We start from the raw sequence: 17,016 nt of genomic DNA, 5'->3' as shown, positions 1-17,016 counted from the left end.
GGCCGCTCGACGCACGGGAACACCCCAGGTCCGGTACCGGCCGGGACTACCGGCCGCAGGCCGTCGAGACCCCGGCCCGGGTTCCGGCCCGGGGTGGTCCGGCGTCCGTCCCGCACGGGTAACCCATGGGTAATGAGCGGGCGTCCGGCCGGGCATGGTTGGATGCGAAGAAGAGCGGAAAACGAGGGTGTCCAGAGCGTCCGGCAGCAGGCAGCGCAGGCGAAGGAGCGGGGCCGGGGTGCGTGCATCGCAAGGCGGAGGATCGAGGCGACGCGGAGCGTTGGTGAGGAACGACAACGCCGCGAGGCGCACGCCCCGGGCCCACGACGCCGCGAAGCCCACTGCCGGACGCTCCTAGTCGGGACGGGCGGGAATCGTGAGGATCTTCGGGAAGGTACGGCATCGGCCCTCCGCCTCTTGGCGGCAGGCCACGGACCGCGCGTTCACGCTGATCGGCGACGGGCGGTACGAGGACGCGGGCGCACTGCTGACACGTGCGGCGGATCTGGAACCCTGGCTCTCGGAGTCGTGGTTCAACCTGGCGCTGCTGCACAAGTTCCGGCACGACTGGGAACAGGCGAGAGCCGCCGGTCTGCGGGCCGTCGCGCTGCTCGACAAGGAGTCCGGCGCCCCCGACTGGTGGAACGTCGGGATCGCGGCCACGGCGTTGCAGGACTGGCCGCTGGCCCGCCGGGCCTGGCAGGCGTACGGCCTGAAGGTTCCGGGAGTCGGCCAGCACACCTCGGCGGCGGCCAGTGAGCCCGTCGGCATGGATCTCGGCAGCGCCGCGGTACGGCTGTCGCCGGAGGGCGAGGCCGAGGTGGTGTGGGGGCGCAGGCTCGATCCGGCGCGCATGGAGGTGCTGTCCATCCCGCTGCCGTCGTCCGGACGCCGCTGGGGCGAGGTCGTCCTGCACGACGGTGTGCCGCACGGCGAGCGGGTCACCGCGGCCGGTCCCTCGTATCCCGTCTTCGACGAGATCGAGCTGTGGGCTCCGTCGCCCGTTCCCACCTGGGTCGTGTTGCTGGAGGCGGCCACCGAGGCGGACCGGGACGCGCTGGAGCGGCTGGCGTCCGACGCCGGGTTCGCCGCCGAGGACTGGTCGTCGTCCGTACGGCTGCTCTGCCGGGCGTGCTCGGAGAGCCGGATGGAGAGCGACGAGGGCGACGGCGAGCACCTGGACCCGCACGATCACAGCGAGCCGGGGCATCCGGGGCCGCTGGGCCACCGCACCGCGGGCGAGCTGTGGGTGCCGGAGCGCGAGTGCGGGATAGCGGCGCCGGCCGGACTGGTGCGCGGGCTGCTGGACGGCTGGGTCTCGGACAGCCCGGACAGCCGCGAGTGGCGGGATCTCGAAGAGGTCTGCTGACCGGCGCTCGATCCCTGCGTCCTGCCCCGGGGCGGGGCGGGGCGGTGTCGTGTTGGCGCCGTGCGGTGACGCGTGCCCCCGCGGTCCGCGGGGCGCTGTCCGGTCCGGCCCACACGAGTGGCCCCGGTGCCCGTAGGCTGTACGGGCACCGGTCTCGGTGCTCGGGTGCTCGGGGCCCGAACCGCTTCGGACGCCCGGGTTTCAGGTTTTGAGGAAGGCGTACGGCGGACATGGCGCAGCAGGAGACGGACGAGCAGACCAGCGTCGACGACGAGGGCTTCGTCGTGGACACCGAGGACTGCGAGGCGCGCGAGACGGCGCATCGCGAGCGCGGCACCTCGCGTCCGATCACGGTCGTGGGCAACCCGGTGCTGCACAAGGAGTGCAAGGACATCACCGCGTTCGACGAGGAACTGGCCCGGCTGATCGACGACATGTTCGCCAGCCAGCGGACGGCGGAGGGCGTCGGCCTTGCCGCGAACCAGATCGGTGTCGACCTCAAGGTCTTCGTCTACGACTGCCCGGACGACGACGGTGTGCGGCACGTCGGCGCGGTCTGCAACCCGGTGCTGGAGGAGCTGGCGCCCGAGGCGCGGGTCCTGGACGACTCCAACGAGGGCTGCCTCTCCGTGCCGACGGCGTACGCCTCGCTGGCCCGCCCCGACTACGCGGTGGTGCGCGGCCAGGACGCCGAGGGCAACCCGATCCGGGTCCGGGGAACCGGCTACTTCGCCCGCTGCCTCCAGCACGAGACGGATCACCTGTACGGGTACCTCTACATCGACAGGCTCTCCAAGCGCGACCGCAAGGACGCGCTGCGACAGATGGCGGAGAACACGCCGCGTTACGAGACCGTGCCGAACGACTGAGCGCGCACCGGACTGCACCCGGGCCCGGCATCCCTTCCACGGGGTGCCGGGCCCGTGGTCCTTGCGCTCGCCCGATCGTCAACTGCCGTTTTCCTGCGCACAGTTGACGCGCGTCGACTCGTCCGACAGGCTCTCTCACCACATCTTCGTCACGCCTCCGTCTCGACAGGGAGCCCCTTCATGCTCAGACGCACCGCCCGACTCCTGCTCGGCATTGTCATGACCATGGCTTTCGCTGCGGGAGGTGTCGCCGTCACCGCCGGGACCGCGCAGGCCGACGGCTGCTACACGTGGACCCGCACGCTGTCCCCGGGCGCCACCGGGAACGACGTCGTCCAGCTCCAGATCAGGGTGGCCGGCTATCCCGGATACAACTCCGTGCTCGCCGTCGACGGCTCCTACGGGCCCGCGACCACCGCCGCCGTCAAGCGTTTCCAGGCCGCCTACGGGCTTGCCGCCGACGGCATCGCCGGTCCGGCGACGCAGGCCAAGCTGTACGCCCTCCAGGACAACGACTGCACCCCGGCGCACTTCACCTACGCCGAACACAACCAGTGCAATTCCACCTGGGCGGGCGGGGCCGTGGCGGCCGGCACCGCGAAGGCCAACGCCCTGAGCACCATGTGGAAGCTGGAGGCGCTGCGGCACGCGCTCGGCGACCAGCCCATCCGGATCACCAGCGGTTTCCGCTCCGCGAGCTGCAACAGCGCGGTCGGCGGCGCGGCCAACAGCCGTCACATGTACGGGGACGCGGCCGATCTGGGCGCCGGGCCGCATTCCCTGTGCACGCTCGCCAAGCAGGCCCGCAACCACGGCTTCAACGGGATCCTCGGCCCGGGCTACCCCGGCCACGGCGATCACATCCACGTCAACCAGGGCCCCAGCCACTTCTGGTCGGCGTCCGGCTGCGGCATCTGACGGGTGCGGGGGCCGGGCGGTCCCGGCCGCGGGCGGCCCGGTCCGTGGGGTGGCCCGGTCCACGGACCGGGCCCCGTCCGACGGGATCGTTCCGCCGGGCGGGGCCGTCGTCGTTTCGCGGGTCTCAGGCGGTGCGCGCCGTGAGCGGCGTTCCGCCCGTCGTCTGGACCGCGGCACCGTCCGGTGCCCGTTCCGTCAGGCGGAGCTGCGAGACGGCGTTGCGCAGGACCAGTGCCCCCGCCACGGGATCCAGCTGCCAGCGCTGGGTGCGTGCCGTCGCCGAGCAGGCCCCGAGCGACAGCTCGGCCCCGACCTCCAGCGGGGCGCCCAGGTACTTCTTGCCGCGCACCGCGTCCAGGCACTGGCCGGTCGCCGCCGACCGCACCGTGTAGTAGCCGTCGGTGGTCGCCGTCAGGGTCCAGGAGGCGGCGGTGCCGCGGACCAGGGAGACCGCCGAGTCCGCGCCCGGGGTGAGCGCCTTCGGGCCCGAGGCCAGCCGGTACGTGCCGTCGGCGAGCGGGGCGCGGTCGGTGTTCGACCAGCCGGGCGCGTGACCGATCCGCCGGGCGAGTTCCTCGAACCCGGCGTAGGTGTCGCTCGGCTTCGGCCCGCCCCAGGTGGCCTGTGCGAGGAAGCGCAGGGGCATGAAGGTCTTCTCCTCCACCTCGTTCTCGGTCTCGGCCGCCGCGCTGTCCGGCCACAGGCTGATCTTCGCGCCGGTCAGGTTCTCCGGGGCGGCCGGCAGGGTCTCGTCCTCGAAGCGCAGCGGCGTCCAGTCGCTCTCGTACAGCTCCCGCGTCCGCGTCGTGTAGCCGCCGCGCACCAGGTAGAGCGCGTACGCGGAGTTCATGACCGGTCGGCCCTCGGCCAGCAGCGCGGACGGCTTCTGCACGGCGCCGCCGCCCAGCCAGTGCTCGACGGTGATGTCGGGGTTCAGCGGGACGACGCCGTTGCGGCCGGACAGGCCGTCGTTCCAGATCCGCAGCGACCGGCCGTCGGCCCGCACGTGTCCGTCGACCTGGTTGACGAAGTCGGCGAAGAGATCGTCGGGGGTCGCGTCGGCGCCGAACCCGGCGGTCGCGGCGGCCTGGAGCTGTGGGTACTCCGGGTACGAGGAACCGATCATGTACTCGTCGGCGCCCATGTGCCAGGTCCGGGTGTCCCACACCTCCAGGGCCTCGTCGACGAGCGAGGTGTAGTAGGCGAGCGCCTCGGGCCGGGAGATGTCGAGCCGGGACGGGGAGGCGACCCCGTCCCGGTCCTTGAGCTGGAGCTCCGGATGGTTCTCCAGGTAGGTGTCCATGTGTCCGGGGGAGTTGATCTCCGGCACCAGCTCCACGTGGTACTTCTTCGCCAGTGCGACCAGCGTGCGCACCTGCGGCTTGGTGTAGTAGCCCCAGAAGGCCGACGCCGGGTCGGTGTCACTGCGGACCTTGGCCTCGATCCACAGCTGGTTGAGCTTCTGCGAGGCCATGTCCTTCAGCAGCCGCTCGAACCACGGGATCGAGACGTTGATGTAGCAGGCACAGACGCCGACCCCGCGTTCCCGGTACTCCGGCACGTCGGTCGCCGAACCGCGGGCGGCCCGGCCGTCGTCGTTCAGCAACTGGAGGGCGGTGCGCGAACCGTAGAAGACGCCGGTGGAGGTGGCGGCCGTGACGGTCATCCGGTCGCCGACGTCGAGGCGGTAGCCCTCCGGACCCAGCGAGCCCTTCAGGGCGGCGTCCTGGCGCAGCACGATGTCGCCGGAGCGGGCCGCCCCCCGGCCCCGTACCACCGATGCCCCGCCGGCCAGCTCGTCGGCGAAGCGGCGCGCGTCGGCGGCCGTCCGGCCGTCGCGCTCCCCGTCCAGCACGATCCTCGCCCGGTCGGCGAGCGTGAACTCTCCCTCGTCCGGGTGCCACTGCCGCAACGAGGGCAGCACCTCGGGCGGTGGCGCGGCGGCGGGGGAGCCCTCGGCCGCGGCGCTCTGCCAGGGCAGCAGCGCGGCGGCGAGCGCGGCCACCACCGCCCAGGTCGTCCTTCGTCCTATCGTCTGCGTGTTCATGCCACAGACCTTGGTGCGGTGTGCGGGTGGCGGTCCATGGACAGGTGCGGCGATCGGTTGGACGAATGATCTGACGTCAGATCTGCTCCGGTTCAGGCGACTTCGGCCGCCGTCCCCGGGCCGCGGAAGGTGCGGCGGTAGGTGTGCGGGGTGGTGCCCAGCGACCGCACGAACTGATGGCGCAGCGCGGCGGCGGTCCCGAACCCGGTGCGCCCGGCGATCGTGTCCACCGTTTCGTCGGACGTCTCCAGCAGGTGCTGTGCCAGCAGCACCCGCTGACGCAGCAGCCAGCGGTACGGCGTGGTGCCCGTCTCCTGCTGGAAGCGGCGGGCGAAGGTGCGCGGCGACATGTGCGCCTGCGCCGCCAGCTGCTCGACGGTCATCTCCCGGTCGAGGTGGCGTTCCATCCACACCAGCGTCTCGCCCACGGTGTCGCACCGGGTGCGCGGCAGCGGCCGTTCGATGTACTGCGCCTGTCCGCCGTCCCGGTGCGGCGGCACCACCATCCGGCGGGCGATCGCGTTCGCGGTGTCGGTGCCGTACGCCTGCCGGACCAGATGCAGGCAGGCGTCGATGCCGGCCGCGGTGCCCGCCGAGCTGATGACCGGTCCGTCGTCCACGTACAGCACGTCGGGCTCGACGGTGGCCCGCGGGTAGCGGCGGGCCAGCTCGTCGGCGTGCCGCCAGTGGGTGGTGCAGCGGCGGTCGTCCAGCAGCCCCGCCGCGCCGAGGACGTACGCCCCGGAGCAGACGCTCAGCACGCGTGCGCCCCGGCCCACGGCCCGGCGCAGGGCGTCGAGGACCTCCTCGGGGTACTCCCGCTCGATGTAGCTGCCGCCTGCCGGTACGGCGATGAGATCGGCCTCCTCCAGACGGTCGAGGCCGTGCGGCGTGCCGATGGTGAACCCGGCGTGGGTCCGCAGCGTGGGGCCCTCGGCGGAGACGACGGCGAAGTCGTGGACCGGCAGACCCTCCTCGCTGCGGTCGAGACCGAAGATCTCGCACAGCACGCCGAGCTCGAAGGGGTGGACCTCGTCCAGCAGCAGGGTGGCGACATTGTTCAGCATCGGACCAGTGTGGCAGTAAATCGATGCTGTGTGGCAGTCCTGCCACTGCCGGAATGTGCGGGCGCCGACGAGAGTGAGGTCATGAACACCTTCCTGAATGTTCTCGGCATGTCCGCGTTCGTCGTCCTCTCCCTGCTGCCCGCCCTCCTCGGCCTCGCCCGGGAGCGCCGCATCTCCCGCGAACTGCTGGAGGCGGAACGGGCACGGGGGGACGCGCCACCGGAAACGGAGGGCGCCGCCCGGCCGGTCATGGCCGAGCGGCGCCCGTACGTCAGGAGCTGGGCCCGGATCTGATCCACCGGGCCCGCCCGGTGGATCAGAAGTCCTCGTCCAGGTCGACCGAGCCCTCCACCGCCACCTGGTACGCGGACGGCCGGCGCTCGAAGAAGTTCGTCAGCTCCTGCACGCCCTGGAGCTCCATGAACGAGAACGGGTTCTCGGAGCCGTAGACCGCGGGGAAGCCCAGCCGGGTGAGGCGCTGGTCGGCCACGCACTCCAGGTACTGCCGCATCGACTCCGTGTTCATGCCGGGCAGTCCCTCGCCGCACAGGTCGCGGCCGAACTGCAGCTCCGCCTCCACGGCCTCCTTCAGCATGTCGGTGACCTGCTGCTGGAGCTCGTCGTCGAAGAGGTCCGGCTCCTCCTTGCGGACGGTGTCCACGACCTCGAACGCGAAGTTCATGTGCATCGTCTCGTCGCGGAACACCCAGTTGGTGCCCGTGGCGAGACCGTGCAGCAGGCCGCGCGAGCGGAACCAGTAGACGTACGCGAACGCGCCGTAGAAGAACAGTCCCTCGATGCACGCCGCGAAGCAGATGAGGTTGAGGAGGAAGCGACGGCGGTCGGCCCTGCTCTCCAGCCGGTCGATCTTCTCGACCGAGTCCATCCACCTGAAGCAGAACTCGGCCTTCTCGCGGATGGACGGGATGTTCTCGACCGCCGCGAACGCCGCCGCCCGGTCCTCCGGATCGGGCAGGTAGGTGTCGAGCAGCGTCAGATAGAACTGGACGTGCACGGCCTCCTCGAACAGCTGACGGCTCAGGTACAGCCGCGCCTCGGGGGAGTTGATGTGCTTGTAGAGCGTGAGCACCAGGTTGTTGGCGACGATCGAGTCACCCGTCGCGAAGAAGGCGACGAGCCGCCCGATCATGTGCTGCTCACCCGGCGACAGCTTCGCGAGGTCGGCGACGTCCGAGTGGAGATCGACCTCCTCCACCGTCCAGGTGTTCTTGATCGCGTCCCGGTAGCGCTCGTAGAAATCGGGGTAGCGCATGGGGCGCAGGGTCAGCTCGAAGCCCGGGTCGAGCAGGTTCTTCTCGGCCTTCGCGGTGTGTTCGGTGGAGCTCATTACTGGCAGGCCTCGCAGGACTCGGGGTTTTCGAGGGAACAGGCGATCGCGTCCGCGTCGGGCGCCGACGCCTGCTGGGCGGGAACGACGGCGGCGGCGGCCGTGCCGGAGGCCGCGCGGGCGATCCGGGTGGCGGGGCGGGACCGCAGGTAGTACGTCGTCTTCAGCCCCTTCTTCCAGGCGTACGCGTACATGGAGGAGAGCTTGCCGATGGTCGGCGTCTCCAGGAAGAGGTTCAGCGACTGGCTCTGGTCGAGGAACGGCGTACGGGCCGCCGCCATGTCGATCAGACCGCGCTGCGGGATCTCCCACGCGGTGCGGTACAGGGCCCGCACGTCCTCGGGGATCCAGGCGAAGCCCTGCACCGAGCCGCTCGCCTCGCGCAGCGCCTCACGGGTGCGCGCGTCCCACACGCCGAGCTTCTTCAACTCCTCCACCAGATAGGCGTTGACCTGGAGGAACTCGCCGCTGAGCGTCTCGCGCTTGAAGAGGTTGGAGACCTGCGGCTCGATGCACTCGTACACACCCGCGATCGAGGCGATCGTCGCCGTCGGCGCGATGGCCAGCAGCAGCGAGTTGCGCATCCCGGTCCTCGCGACGCGGGCGCGCAGCGCGTCCCAGCGCTCCGGCCAGTTCAGCTCGGCGTCGTAGTGGTCCGGGTGCAGCACCCCGCGCGCGGCACGCGTCTGCTCCCAGGCGGGCAGCGGACCCGACCGCTCGGCGAGATCGCAGGACGCCTCGTACGCGGCCAGCATGATCCGCTCGGCGATCCGTGTGGACAGCGCGCGGGCCGCGGGGGAGTCGAACGGCAGCCGCAGCTGGAAGAAGACGTCCTGGAGGCCCATCGCACCCAGGCCCACCGGGCGCCACTTGGCGTTGGAACGCCCGGCCTGCTCGGTCGGGTAGAAGTTGATGTCGACGACCCGGTCCAGGAAGGTCACGGCGGTGCGGACGGTGGCGTCCAGCCGCTCCCAGTCGATGTCGCCGTCGGCCACGAACGCGCCGAGGTTGACCGATCCCAGGTTGCAGACGGCCGTCTCGCCGTCGTCGGTGACTTCGAGGATCTCGGTGCACAGGTTCGACGAGTGGACGACGCGGCCCGGCTCGGCGGTCTGGTTGGCGGTCCGGTTGGCGGCGTCCTTGAACGTCATCCAGCCCTGGCCGGTCTGCGCGAGGGTGCGCATCATCCGGCCGTACAGCTCACGGGCCGGCATCGTCTTGCGGGCCAGGCCCTTCGCCTCGGCGGCCCGGTACGCGGCGTCGAACGCGTCGCCCCACAGGTCGACGAGCTCGGGCACGTCGGAGGGGGAGAACAGCGACCAGTCGCCGTCCGCGTCGACCCGGCGCATGAACTCGTCGGGGATCCAGTGCGCCAGGTTGAGGTTGTGCGTGCGCCGCTGGTCCTCGCCCGTGTTGTCGCGCAGCTCCAGGAACTCCTCGATGTCCGCGTGCCAGGTCTCCAGGTAGACCGCGGCGGCACCCTTGCGGCGACCGCCCTGGTTGACGGCGGCGACGGACGCGTCGAGCGTCTTCAGGAACGGCACGATGCCGTTGGAGTGTCCGTTGGTGCCGCGGATCAGCGAGCCGCGGGCCCGGATGCGGGAGTACGGCAGGCCGATGCCGCCCGCGTGCTTCGAGAGCCGCGCCACCTGGTGGTAGCGGTCGTAGATCGAGTCGAGCTCGTCGAGCGGGGAGTCCAGCAGGTAGCAGGAGGACATCTGCGGGTGCCGGGTGCCGGAGTTGAACAGGGTCGGCGAGGACGGCAGGTAGTCGAGCCGGCTCATCAGCCGGTACAGCGCCGCGACGTCGTCCACGGCCTGCGGCGAGTCGTCCTCGGCGAGCCCGGACGCCACCCGCAGCATGAAGTGCTGCGGGGTCTCGATGACCTGGCGGGTGTGCGGGTGGCGCAGCAGGTAGCGACTGTGCAGGGTCCGCAGGCCGAAGTAGCCGAACCTGTCGTCGGCGCCGTCGACGAGGGCGCGTTCGACGAGGGCGTCCAGGGTCGCCGTGTGGGCCGCGACGAACGCGGCGGTGCGGTCGGCGATCAGGCCCTCGCGGTGACCGACGGCGACGGAGGCGGAGAAGGAGACAGCGCCCTGGCCCGCCGCCTCGTCCGCGATGGTGCGGGTGAGCAGCCGGGCGGCGAGCCGGGAGTAGGCGGGGTCCTCGGAGATGAGTCCCGCGGCGGCCTCGGTGGCCAGCGACCGCAGCTCGGCCTCGTCCGCCCGGGCGCTGCGGCCCCGCAGCGCGGCGGCGGCCACCCGTCCGGGGTCGGCGTCGGGAAGGTCGACGGTGAGGTCGGTCAGGGTCCGCAGCAGCGCGGTGCCCGGTCCGTCCTGTGCGGTTCCCTCGGACTCGGCCGCTACGGACGCGGCGACTGAGGCCGGATCGGCTGGCGCGATGGTCACGTGGTGCTCTCCCTCGCTCGGCTCGGGGCCAGGGCGGGGGAACGGGGCAGCCGGGCAGCACGGAGCCCTGGGCGGGCGGCACTGCGTACGGCGTCCACCGGCCCATCCGCGAGGCCCGGACGTCTGGCACCCGGATCGGTCGAGCCGGGTGCGCTGTCGGCAGGTCGTCGGACTTCGTCGGGGGTGCGCAAAAGCGCACTGAACACACCGTTGCGGGACAGTTCCGGATTCGCACCGGATTCCCCTGCGACGACAGCGAGGATGAGCATACATGTGGGGGCCGCCCGATGAGGCAGCCCCCAGATGTTGTGTCGGCCTCCGTGTGCCGGGCCCGCAGGAGGCGCCCTGCGGGCCTCGTGCCGGGCGGCGGACGGCCCGCCACCCGCCCCCTTTCGAAGGGGCGGGGACGGGCCGTCCGGGGGCCGGGAAGGGGCGGTCAGCGACCGTCCGGAACTCCCGCGGTGACCGGCGCCGGCTCCGCCCGGACACCCGGGTCGCCCGCGTCGGCCGTGTAGTCGGCCGGTGACGTCTCGTCCGTTCCGGCGGGCGCCTTCACCGTGTTCAGGACGAACGTCAGCACCACCGTCACGATCACGTTCAGCACGAACGCGGTGAGGCCGATGTAACCGATCTCACCGATGCCGGGGATCTTCTCGGAGGAGCCGCCGAAGTGCTTCTGGGTGGGCGACGCCACTCCGTACGCGGCCAGCGTGCCGTACACCATGCCGACCGCCCAGCCCGCGAGCAGTGCCCAGCGGTGGAACCAGCGGGTGAACAGGCCGCCGACGAGGGCGGGCATCGTCTGGAGGATCCAGATCCCGCCGAGCAGCTGGAAGTTGATCGCGACCGTCTTGTCCATGGTGAGGACGAAGGCCAGCGCCCCGACCTTCACCAGCAACGACACAAGCTTGGAGACCTTGGTCTCCTGCTCGGGAGTCGCGTCCGGCTTCAGGAAGTCCTTGTAGATGTTGCGGGTGAAGAGGTTCGCCGCCGCGATCGACATGATCGCCGCGGGCACCAGCGCGCCGATCCCGATGGCGGCGAACGCCACCCCCGCGAACCAGTCGGGGAACATGTTCTCGAAAAGCTGCGGAATGGCCAGCTGCCCGTTGTCCACCTCGATCCCGGCGGCGATCGCCATGAAACCGAGCAGCGCCAGCAGCCCGAGCATCAGCGAGTACAGCGGCAGGATCGTGGTGTTGCGCCGGATCACGTCGCGGCTGCGGCTGGAGAGCGTCGCCGTGATCGAGTGCGGGTACATGAAGAGCGCCAGCGCCGAGCCCAGCGCCAGGGTGGCGTAGCCCCACTGGCTGCCCGCGCCGGGGGCCAGGGCACCGGTCGGCTTCCCTCCCGGCGGCCCGGCGAACTTCTCCTGCGCGGCGGCGAAGATGTCGTGGAAGCCGCCCAGCTTGATCGGGATGTAGATGATCGCCACGGCGATGACCAGGTAGATCAGCCCGTCCTTGACGAACGCGATCAGCGCGGGCGCCCGCAGGCCGGACGAGTAGGTGTACGCGGCGAGCACCGCGAAGGCGATCAGCAGCGGCAGGTCCTTGACGAACCAGTGGGTGTTCTCGCCGCCGCCGACGCCCATCACGTCCAGCACCGCCTGGATGCCGACGAGTTGCAGCGCGATGTACGGCATGGTGGCGAGGATGCCGGTGACGGCGACCGCCAGCGACAGGCCCTTCGAACCGAACCGGCCGCGCACGAAGTCCGAGGTGGTCACGTACCCGTGCCGGTGCGAGACCGACCACAGCCGGGGCAGGAAGGTGAAGATCAGCGGGTACACCAGGATCGTGTACGGCACGGCGAAGAAGCCGGACGCGCCGGCCGCGTAGATCGCCGCGGGGACGGCGACGAAGGTGTACGCCGTGTACAGGTCGCCGCCGAGCAGGAACCAGGTGACCCAGGTGCCGAACGACCGTCCGCCCAGGCCCCATTCGTCGAGACTCGCCTCGTTCTCGGCCTTGCGCCAGCGCGCCGCCAGGAAGCCCATGACCGTGACGGCCAGGAAGAAGAAGACGAAGACGCCGAGCGCGACGCCGTTCACGCCGTCCTTCACGCCGACGCACCCCCCTTGCGGGCGCGCTGGTCACGCCGCCACAGCGTGTGCGCGGTCGCGGTGAGCGCGGTGGAGATCAGTACCCAGAGCATCTGGTACCAGTAGAAGAACGGAACGCCGATGAAGGTGGGGTCCACCTTCGCGTACGAACTCACCCAGAGCATCGCGACGAACGGTGCGACGAGGCACAGGGCGATGACGACCCGTACCGGTGTGATGGTGGGCGGCTTTCCTTCCGGCCCTGCTGACATGCGGCGACTCCGTCCCCTCGCTGATCACCTGCTGTGACGCGCAGGAAATCTAGGGGAGGTTTCCGGTCACCGTCACCCCCGGCCGCGTTGCGGTCCGGAAACGGCCACGCGGGCGGGTACACATATGCGAAATCCGGTCAGGCGTACGGGAGTTCGTTCGTCCCGGACACACGGAACGCCCCCGTGGGGAACAGCGTTCCACGGGGGCGGACGGGGTGCTGGTGCGACGGGGAAGGGGTGGCCGGAATCGATCGGCCGGATGCCCTGCCGGGCCCGGTGGGGCATCCGGCCGATCGATTCCGCGCGGGTGGCGGGGCCGGTGCCCCGTCCGGGCCGGAGATCAGTCGGTCGGCCGCTTCAGGCGCGCCACGAACTTGTACCGGTCGCCGCGGTAGACCGAGCGCACCCATTCCACGGGCTCGCCCCGTCCGTCCAGCGAGTGGCGGGAGAGCATCAGCATCGGCAGGCCCACGTCCGTACCGAGCAGCCCGGCCTCGCGCGGGGTGGCGAGAGAGGTCTCGATGGTCTCCTCGGCCTCGGCCAGCCGCACGTCGTACACCTCGGACAGCGCGGTGTAGAGCGAGGTGTACTTCACCAGCGAACGGCGCAGCGCCGGAAAGCGTTTGGCCGAAAGGTGTGTGGTCTCGATCGCCATGGGCTCGCCGCTGGCGAGCCGCAGCCGCTCGATCCGCAGCACCCGGCCGCCGGACGAGATGTCGAGCAGACCGGCGAGCATGTCGTCGGCCGTGACGTAACCGATGTCCAGTAGCTGGGACGTCGGTTCCAGTCCCTGGGCGCGCATGTCCTCGGTGTACGAGGTGAGCTGGAGCGCCTGCGAGACCTTCGGCTTGGCGACGAAGGTGCCCTTGCCCTGGATGCGTTCCAGCCGGCCCTCGACGACGAGTTCCTGGAGCGCCTGGCGCACGGTCGTGCGCGAGGTGTCGAACTCGGCTGCCAGGGTTCGTTCCGGCGGCACGGGGGTGCCCGGCGGCATGGTGTCCGTCATGTCGAGGAGATGTCGCTTCAGCCGGTAGTACTTCGGGACGCGCGCCGTGCGTGTGGCCGCGCCCGTCTCGTTCTCCGAACTGCCCCCGCCGGCGCCCATGGCCCGCCTTCCCGACTGCTGCGTTGCTGCCGTCACCGGCTCCTCCGTCTGTCGCGGCTCACATGGTGGCACGGTCCGGTCACGGCTCGTCGCCCTCCCTTAGGTGTCGGTCCTATAACGGACGCGAGTGCACTTCTTATACACCCTTGACACCCCTAAAGGTCTAGGCCAAGCTCCCGGTACTGGTCTAAACCATTAAAGACCAGGTCCAGCCCCAGCAGTACTCGTCGAATGTCTTCGCGGTGGGCGGGGTTGCAGCATCCCTGAGGAGGGTTTGGCGTGAAGCGCAAGCTCATCGCGGCGATCGGCGTCGCGGGCATGTTGGTGTCGATCGCGGCGTGTGGTTCCGACGACAAGGCATCGTCGAAGGACCCGAAGGACCGCAAGGACAACCTGACCGTCTGGCTCATGGGCGAGGCCCGGACCACCTGGCCGGAACTGGTCAAGGACGTCAATGCCGAGTTCAACAAGAAGTACCCCAACGTCAAGGTCGATGTCCAGTACCAGCAGTGGGGCGACAAGGTCAAGAAGCTTGACACCGCGCTGGGCGGCGACAAGTTCCCGGACGTTGTCGAACTCGGCAACACCGAGACCATGCAGTACATCCTCAATGGTGCGCTCGGCGAGATCGACGCCAAGAAGTACGAGAACTCCGACACCTGGATCAAGGGCCTCAAGGACACCTGCTCCTACGAGGGCAAGCTCTACTGCGTTCCTTACTACGCCAGCGCCCGCGTCGCCGTCTACAACAAGGACATGCTGAAGGCCGGCACCGGCAGCGACGCCCTCCCGCAGACCGAGGACGAGTTCCTCAAGGGCATGGACAAGGTCGCGGCCGAGCTCGCCAAGAAGGACAAGCGCGCCTCCTCCCTGTACTACCCGGGCCGCTACTGGTACGCCGCGATGTCCTACGTCGCCGCCTACGGTGGCCAGATCGCCAAGTACGACGAGGGCAGCAAGGAGTGGAAGGCCTCCCTCTCCACGCCCGAGGCGCAGCAGGGCCTGACCCACTTCGTCGATCTGGTCAAGAAGTACAACAAGGCCGACCAGACGAAGGACGAGCAGGACCACGCCAACGTCATGGCCAACGAGAAGGCCGCGGTCATCTACGGCCAGGCGTGGGAGGCCGGCAGCGTCACCACGGGCGAGAACGGCAACCCGAAGCTGGAGGGCAAGATCGGCACGGCCGGTATGCCCGGCCCGAACGGCAAGGCGCTCCCGTCCTTCATCGGCGGCTCCGACCTGGCGACCATCTCCAAGTCGAAGAACCAGGACCTCGGCGAGGAGTGGATCTCGCTCTTCACCAACGCGAAGTCCATGGAGGTCCTCGCGGCGAAGAACATCCTTCCGAACAACGAGAAGCAGCTTGAGCCGCTGAAGAGCAAGCCGGAGACGGCCCCCATCGCCAACGCGGTGCCGGACGCCTGGTTCACCCCGATCGCGCCGGGCTGGGCCTCGATCGAGAAGGAGGAGACCCTGGAGAAGATGCTCCTGGAGATCCTCAAGGGCACCTCCGTCGCCGACGCCACCAAGAAGGCCGACGCCGAGATCAACGGTCTGATCAACAAGAAGGCCTGAGCCTTCCGAACTGCCAGGTGGGGGCCCGGCGTTGTGCCGGGTCCCCACTTTTTCAGCTAGAGACTGCTGTGATTTCCGGGGCGTGCCTCGGATCCCGCGATGGAAGGTCAGCCACGTGACTGCCGCTGATACCAAGGCTGCCGGACCACCGGTCCCCGCACCACGTGATCCCCAAGTGTCCACGAGCCCGTCGTCCGGCGAGGCCGGCACCGGACCACGCAAGCAGAAGAGGCGGCGGAAGAAGGGGGAGCTCCTCCCCTATCTCCTGATACTCCCGGCGATCGTGGCGATCGCCGCCGTCTACCTCTACCCGCTCGGCAAGACCGTCGTCATGTCCTTCCAGGACATGGGCCGGCGCGAGCTGTGGACCGGCGATTCCGCGCCATGGGTCGGACTGGACCAGTTCACGAACATCCTCGGCGACTCCGAGTTCTGGTGGGTCACGCTCCGCACGGTCGTCTTCATGGCCGTCTGCGTGACGCTCACGATGGGCATCGGACTGCTGATATCGCTGCTGATGCGCCGCCTGACCAACTGGGTCCGGCTGGCGCTGACGTTCGCCCTGATCGCGGCCTGGTCGATGCCGCTGATGGTCGCCGCCTCGGTCTTCCGTTTCATGGCGGACTCCGACTACGGCCTCATCAACACCCTGATCGCCAAGGTCGTCGGCGAGGACTGGCTCGGCCACAACTGGTACCTCGACCCGATCCAGGGCTTCTCGATCATCACCCTGCTCGTGGTCTGGGGCGCCATCCCCTTCGTCGTCGTCACCCTGTACGCGGCGCTCACCCAGGTCCCCAAGGAACTGGAGGAGGCAGCCTCCCTCGACGGCGCGAGCAGCTACGGCGTCTACAAGTACGTCACCTGGCCGGTCATCAAGCCGGTCTTCACCATGGTGGCCACGCTCTCGGTCATCTGGGACTTCAACGTCTTCGGCCAGATCTGGCTGCTGCGTGGCAACAAGCCCGAGCCGGAGTACGAGACCCTCGGCCTCTACTCCTACTCCAAGGCATTCACGTCCACCTCCTTCAGCCAGGGAACGGCGATCGCCCTGATCACGGTCGTCCTGCTGTCCGGCGTGGCCGTGTACTACCTGCGCCAGCTCATGAAGACGGGAGAGGTCGAATGAGCACCACGACCGACACACAGGTCCTGCGGCCGGACCGCAAGAAGAGCCGACTGGGCTTCGACGTCCTCGGCCTGGGCATCGCGCTCGTCATGATCTTCCCGGTCTACTGGCTGGTGATCAGCGCCCTGCGCCCCAACCGGGAGATCCGGTCCTACGACCAGACCCTGTGGCCCACGTCGATCACCTTCGACAACTTCGCCCGGGCGATCAAGCAGGCCAACTTCGCCACCGCGATCCAGTCCAGCCTGATCGTCTCCATCACCGCCGTGGTCGGCGGCATGATCATCGCCACCCTGGCCGCGCTGGCCATCGGCCGCTTCCGCTTCTTCGGCCGCAAGCCGCTGCTCCTGATCATGATCCTTGTGCAGATGCTGCCGCCGACGGCGATGCTCATCCCGATCTACGCGCAGCTCAACGCCATGGGCGGGATCGACGAGTACTGGGGCCTGATCGTCGTCTACCTGGTCTCCACCCTGCCGTTCGCGACCATCATGATCCGCGGCTTCGTGGTGAACATCCCGGTGGAGCTGGAGGAGTCCGCCATGGTGGACGGCTGCACCCGCTTCGGCGCCTTCCGCCGCGTGATCTTCCCGCTGCTCGCCCCCGGGCTCGCCGCCGCGTCGATCTTCGCGCTGGTCAACGCCTGGAACGAGTACCTCTTCGCGTACATCCTGATCAACGACAACTCCAAGTACACGCTCAACGTGTGGCTCATGACGTTCACCACCGAGCGGGGTACCGACTTCGGCGCGCTCATGGCGGCGTCGACGATGATCGCGCTTCCGGTGGTCGTGTTCTTCATGTTCATCCAGAAGAAGATGGCCACGGGTCTCACCTCGGGCGCCGTGAAGGGATAACGCAG

At 69.7% G+C, this 17,016-nt stretch carries 14 protein-coding genes and 1 riboswitch; of the genes, 7 read left to right on the top strand and 7 right to left on the bottom strand.

The annotated features are described in order from the left end of the window. The first annotated feature begins 376 nt into the window (after nucleotides 1-376). From ACF1CT_RS02510 to ACF1CT_RS02500, 3 genes are all read left to right on the top strand, one after another. Nucleotides 377-1,369 carry a tetratricopeptide repeat protein gene (locus tag ACF1CT_RS02510; protein WP_391781882.1) on the top strand — a complete coding sequence of 331 codons (993 nt, stop codon included), beginning with the start codon at nucleotides 377-379 and terminating at the stop codon, nucleotides 1,367-1,369. A 230-nt stretch (nucleotides 1,370-1,599) separates the two neighbouring features. Continuing rightward, a complete protein-coding gene (def, locus tag ACF1CT_RS02505) occupies nucleotides 1,600-2,238 on the top strand; it encodes a peptide deformylase (protein WP_391781881.1) in 639 nt (212 codons plus the stop codon). 180 nt (nucleotides 2,239-2,418) lie between these two features. Further along, on the top strand, nucleotides 2,419-3,156 hold the full coding sequence (locus ACF1CT_RS02500; protein WP_391781880.1) for a D-Ala-D-Ala carboxypeptidase family metallohydrolase: 738 nt from the start codon (nucleotides 2,419-2,421) through the stop codon (nucleotides 3,154-3,156). A 124-nt stretch (nucleotides 3,157-3,280) separates the two neighbouring features. On the opposite strand, the gene ACF1CT_RS02495 is transcribed toward ACF1CT_RS02500, so the two are convergent. Both ACF1CT_RS02495 and ACF1CT_RS02490 read right to left on the bottom strand, forming a co-directional pair. Continuing rightward, nucleotides 3,281-5,203, bottom strand: a complete 1,923-nt coding sequence (locus ACF1CT_RS02495; RefSeq protein WP_391781879.1) for a family 20 glycosylhydrolase — start codon at nucleotides 5,201-5,203, stop codon at nucleotides 3,281-3,283. A 92-nt stretch (nucleotides 5,204-5,295) separates the two neighbouring features. Continuing rightward, nucleotides 5,296-6,270 (bottom strand): GlxA family transcriptional regulator, encoded by a 975-nt coding sequence (locus ACF1CT_RS02490; protein ID WP_391781878.1) that lies wholly within the window; start codon nucleotides 6,268-6,270, stop codon nucleotides 5,296-5,298. 81 nt (nucleotides 6,271-6,351) lie between these two features. Here ACF1CT_RS02490 and ACF1CT_RS02485 point away from each other — a divergent pair, with 81 nt between their 5' ends. Further along, the gene (locus ACF1CT_RS02485; protein ID WP_391781877.1) at nucleotides 6,352-6,564 is read left to right on the top strand and encodes a hypothetical protein; all 213 of its coding nucleotides are present in this window, start codon (nucleotides 6,352-6,354) and stop codon (nucleotides 6,562-6,564) included. 22 nt (nucleotides 6,565-6,586) lie between these two features. Here the strand turns inward: ACF1CT_RS02485 and ACF1CT_RS02480 are convergent, their stop codons facing one another. The 5 genes from ACF1CT_RS02480 to ACF1CT_RS02460 form a co-directional block, all read right to left on the bottom strand. Continuing rightward, nucleotides 6,587-7,618, bottom strand: a complete 1,032-nt coding sequence (locus ACF1CT_RS02480) for a ribonucleotide-diphosphate reductase subunit beta (RefSeq protein ID WP_391781876.1) — start codon at nucleotides 7,616-7,618, stop codon at nucleotides 6,587-6,589. After that, nucleotides 7,618-10,026 carry a ribonucleoside-diphosphate reductase subunit alpha gene (locus ACF1CT_RS02475; RefSeq protein ID WP_391781875.1) on the bottom strand — a complete coding sequence of 803 codons (2,409 nt, stop codon included), beginning with the start codon at nucleotides 10,024-10,026 and terminating at the stop codon, nucleotides 7,618-7,620. Before ACF1CT_RS02475 ends, ACF1CT_RS02480 begins: the two co-directional genes overlap by 1 nt. Before the next feature lie 140 nt (nucleotides 10,027-10,166). Continuing rightward, a riboswitch (cobalamin riboswitch) is annotated at nucleotides 10,167-10,295 on the bottom strand. 167 nt (nucleotides 10,296-10,462) lie between these two features. Continuing rightward, the gene (gene mctP / locus ACF1CT_RS02470) at nucleotides 10,463-12,091 is read right to left on the bottom strand and encodes a monocarboxylate uptake permease MctP (RefSeq protein WP_391781874.1); all 1,629 of its coding nucleotides are present in this window, start codon (nucleotides 12,089-12,091) and stop codon (nucleotides 10,463-10,465) included. Further along, nucleotides 12,088-12,342, bottom strand: coding sequence for a DUF3311 domain-containing protein (locus ACF1CT_RS02465; RefSeq protein ID WP_391781873.1), 255 nt, complete (start codon nucleotides 12,340-12,342; stop codon nucleotides 12,088-12,090). The genes mctP and ACF1CT_RS02465 overlap by 4 nt, the downstream gene beginning before the upstream one ends. Before the next feature lie 340 nt (nucleotides 12,343-12,682). Continuing rightward, nucleotides 12,683-13,447: a GntR family transcriptional regulator gene (locus ACF1CT_RS02460; RefSeq protein WP_391782169.1), complete on the bottom strand. Its 765-nt coding sequence runs from the start codon at nucleotides 13,445-13,447 to the stop codon at nucleotides 12,683-12,685. A gap of 279 nt (nucleotides 13,448-13,726) precedes the next feature. Between ACF1CT_RS02460 and ACF1CT_RS02455 the strand changes: the two genes are divergently transcribed. The 3 genes from ACF1CT_RS02455 to ACF1CT_RS02445 all read left to right on the top strand — a co-directional run bounded on the left by ACF1CT_RS02455 (nucleotide 13,727) and on the right by ACF1CT_RS02445 (nucleotide 17,011). Beyond that, nucleotides 13,727-15,025 (top strand): sugar ABC transporter substrate-binding protein, encoded by a 1,299-nt coding sequence (locus ACF1CT_RS02455; RefSeq protein WP_391781872.1) that lies wholly within the window; start codon nucleotides 13,727-13,729, stop codon nucleotides 15,023-15,025. A 115-nt stretch (nucleotides 15,026-15,140) separates the two neighbouring features. After that, a complete protein-coding gene (locus ACF1CT_RS02450; protein ID WP_391781871.1) occupies nucleotides 15,141-16,154 on the top strand; it encodes a carbohydrate ABC transporter permease in 1,014 nt (337 codons plus the stop codon). Further along, on the top strand, nucleotides 16,151-17,011 hold the full coding sequence (locus tag ACF1CT_RS02445) for a carbohydrate ABC transporter permease (RefSeq protein ID WP_391781870.1): 861 nt from the start codon (nucleotides 16,151-16,153) through the stop codon (nucleotides 17,009-17,011). The genes ACF1CT_RS02450 and ACF1CT_RS02445 overlap by 4 nt, the downstream gene beginning before the upstream one ends. Nucleotides 17,012-17,016: the final 5 nt, after the last annotated feature.

It is taken from the genome of Streptomyces sp. NPDC014734 (genome assembly GCF_043083325.1).
GTDB lineage: Bacteria > Actinomycetota > Actinomycetes > Streptomycetales > Streptomycetaceae > Streptomyces.
Note: the sequence above shows the minus strand (reverse complement) of the source record. Positions and strands in the feature narration are given on the sequence as shown.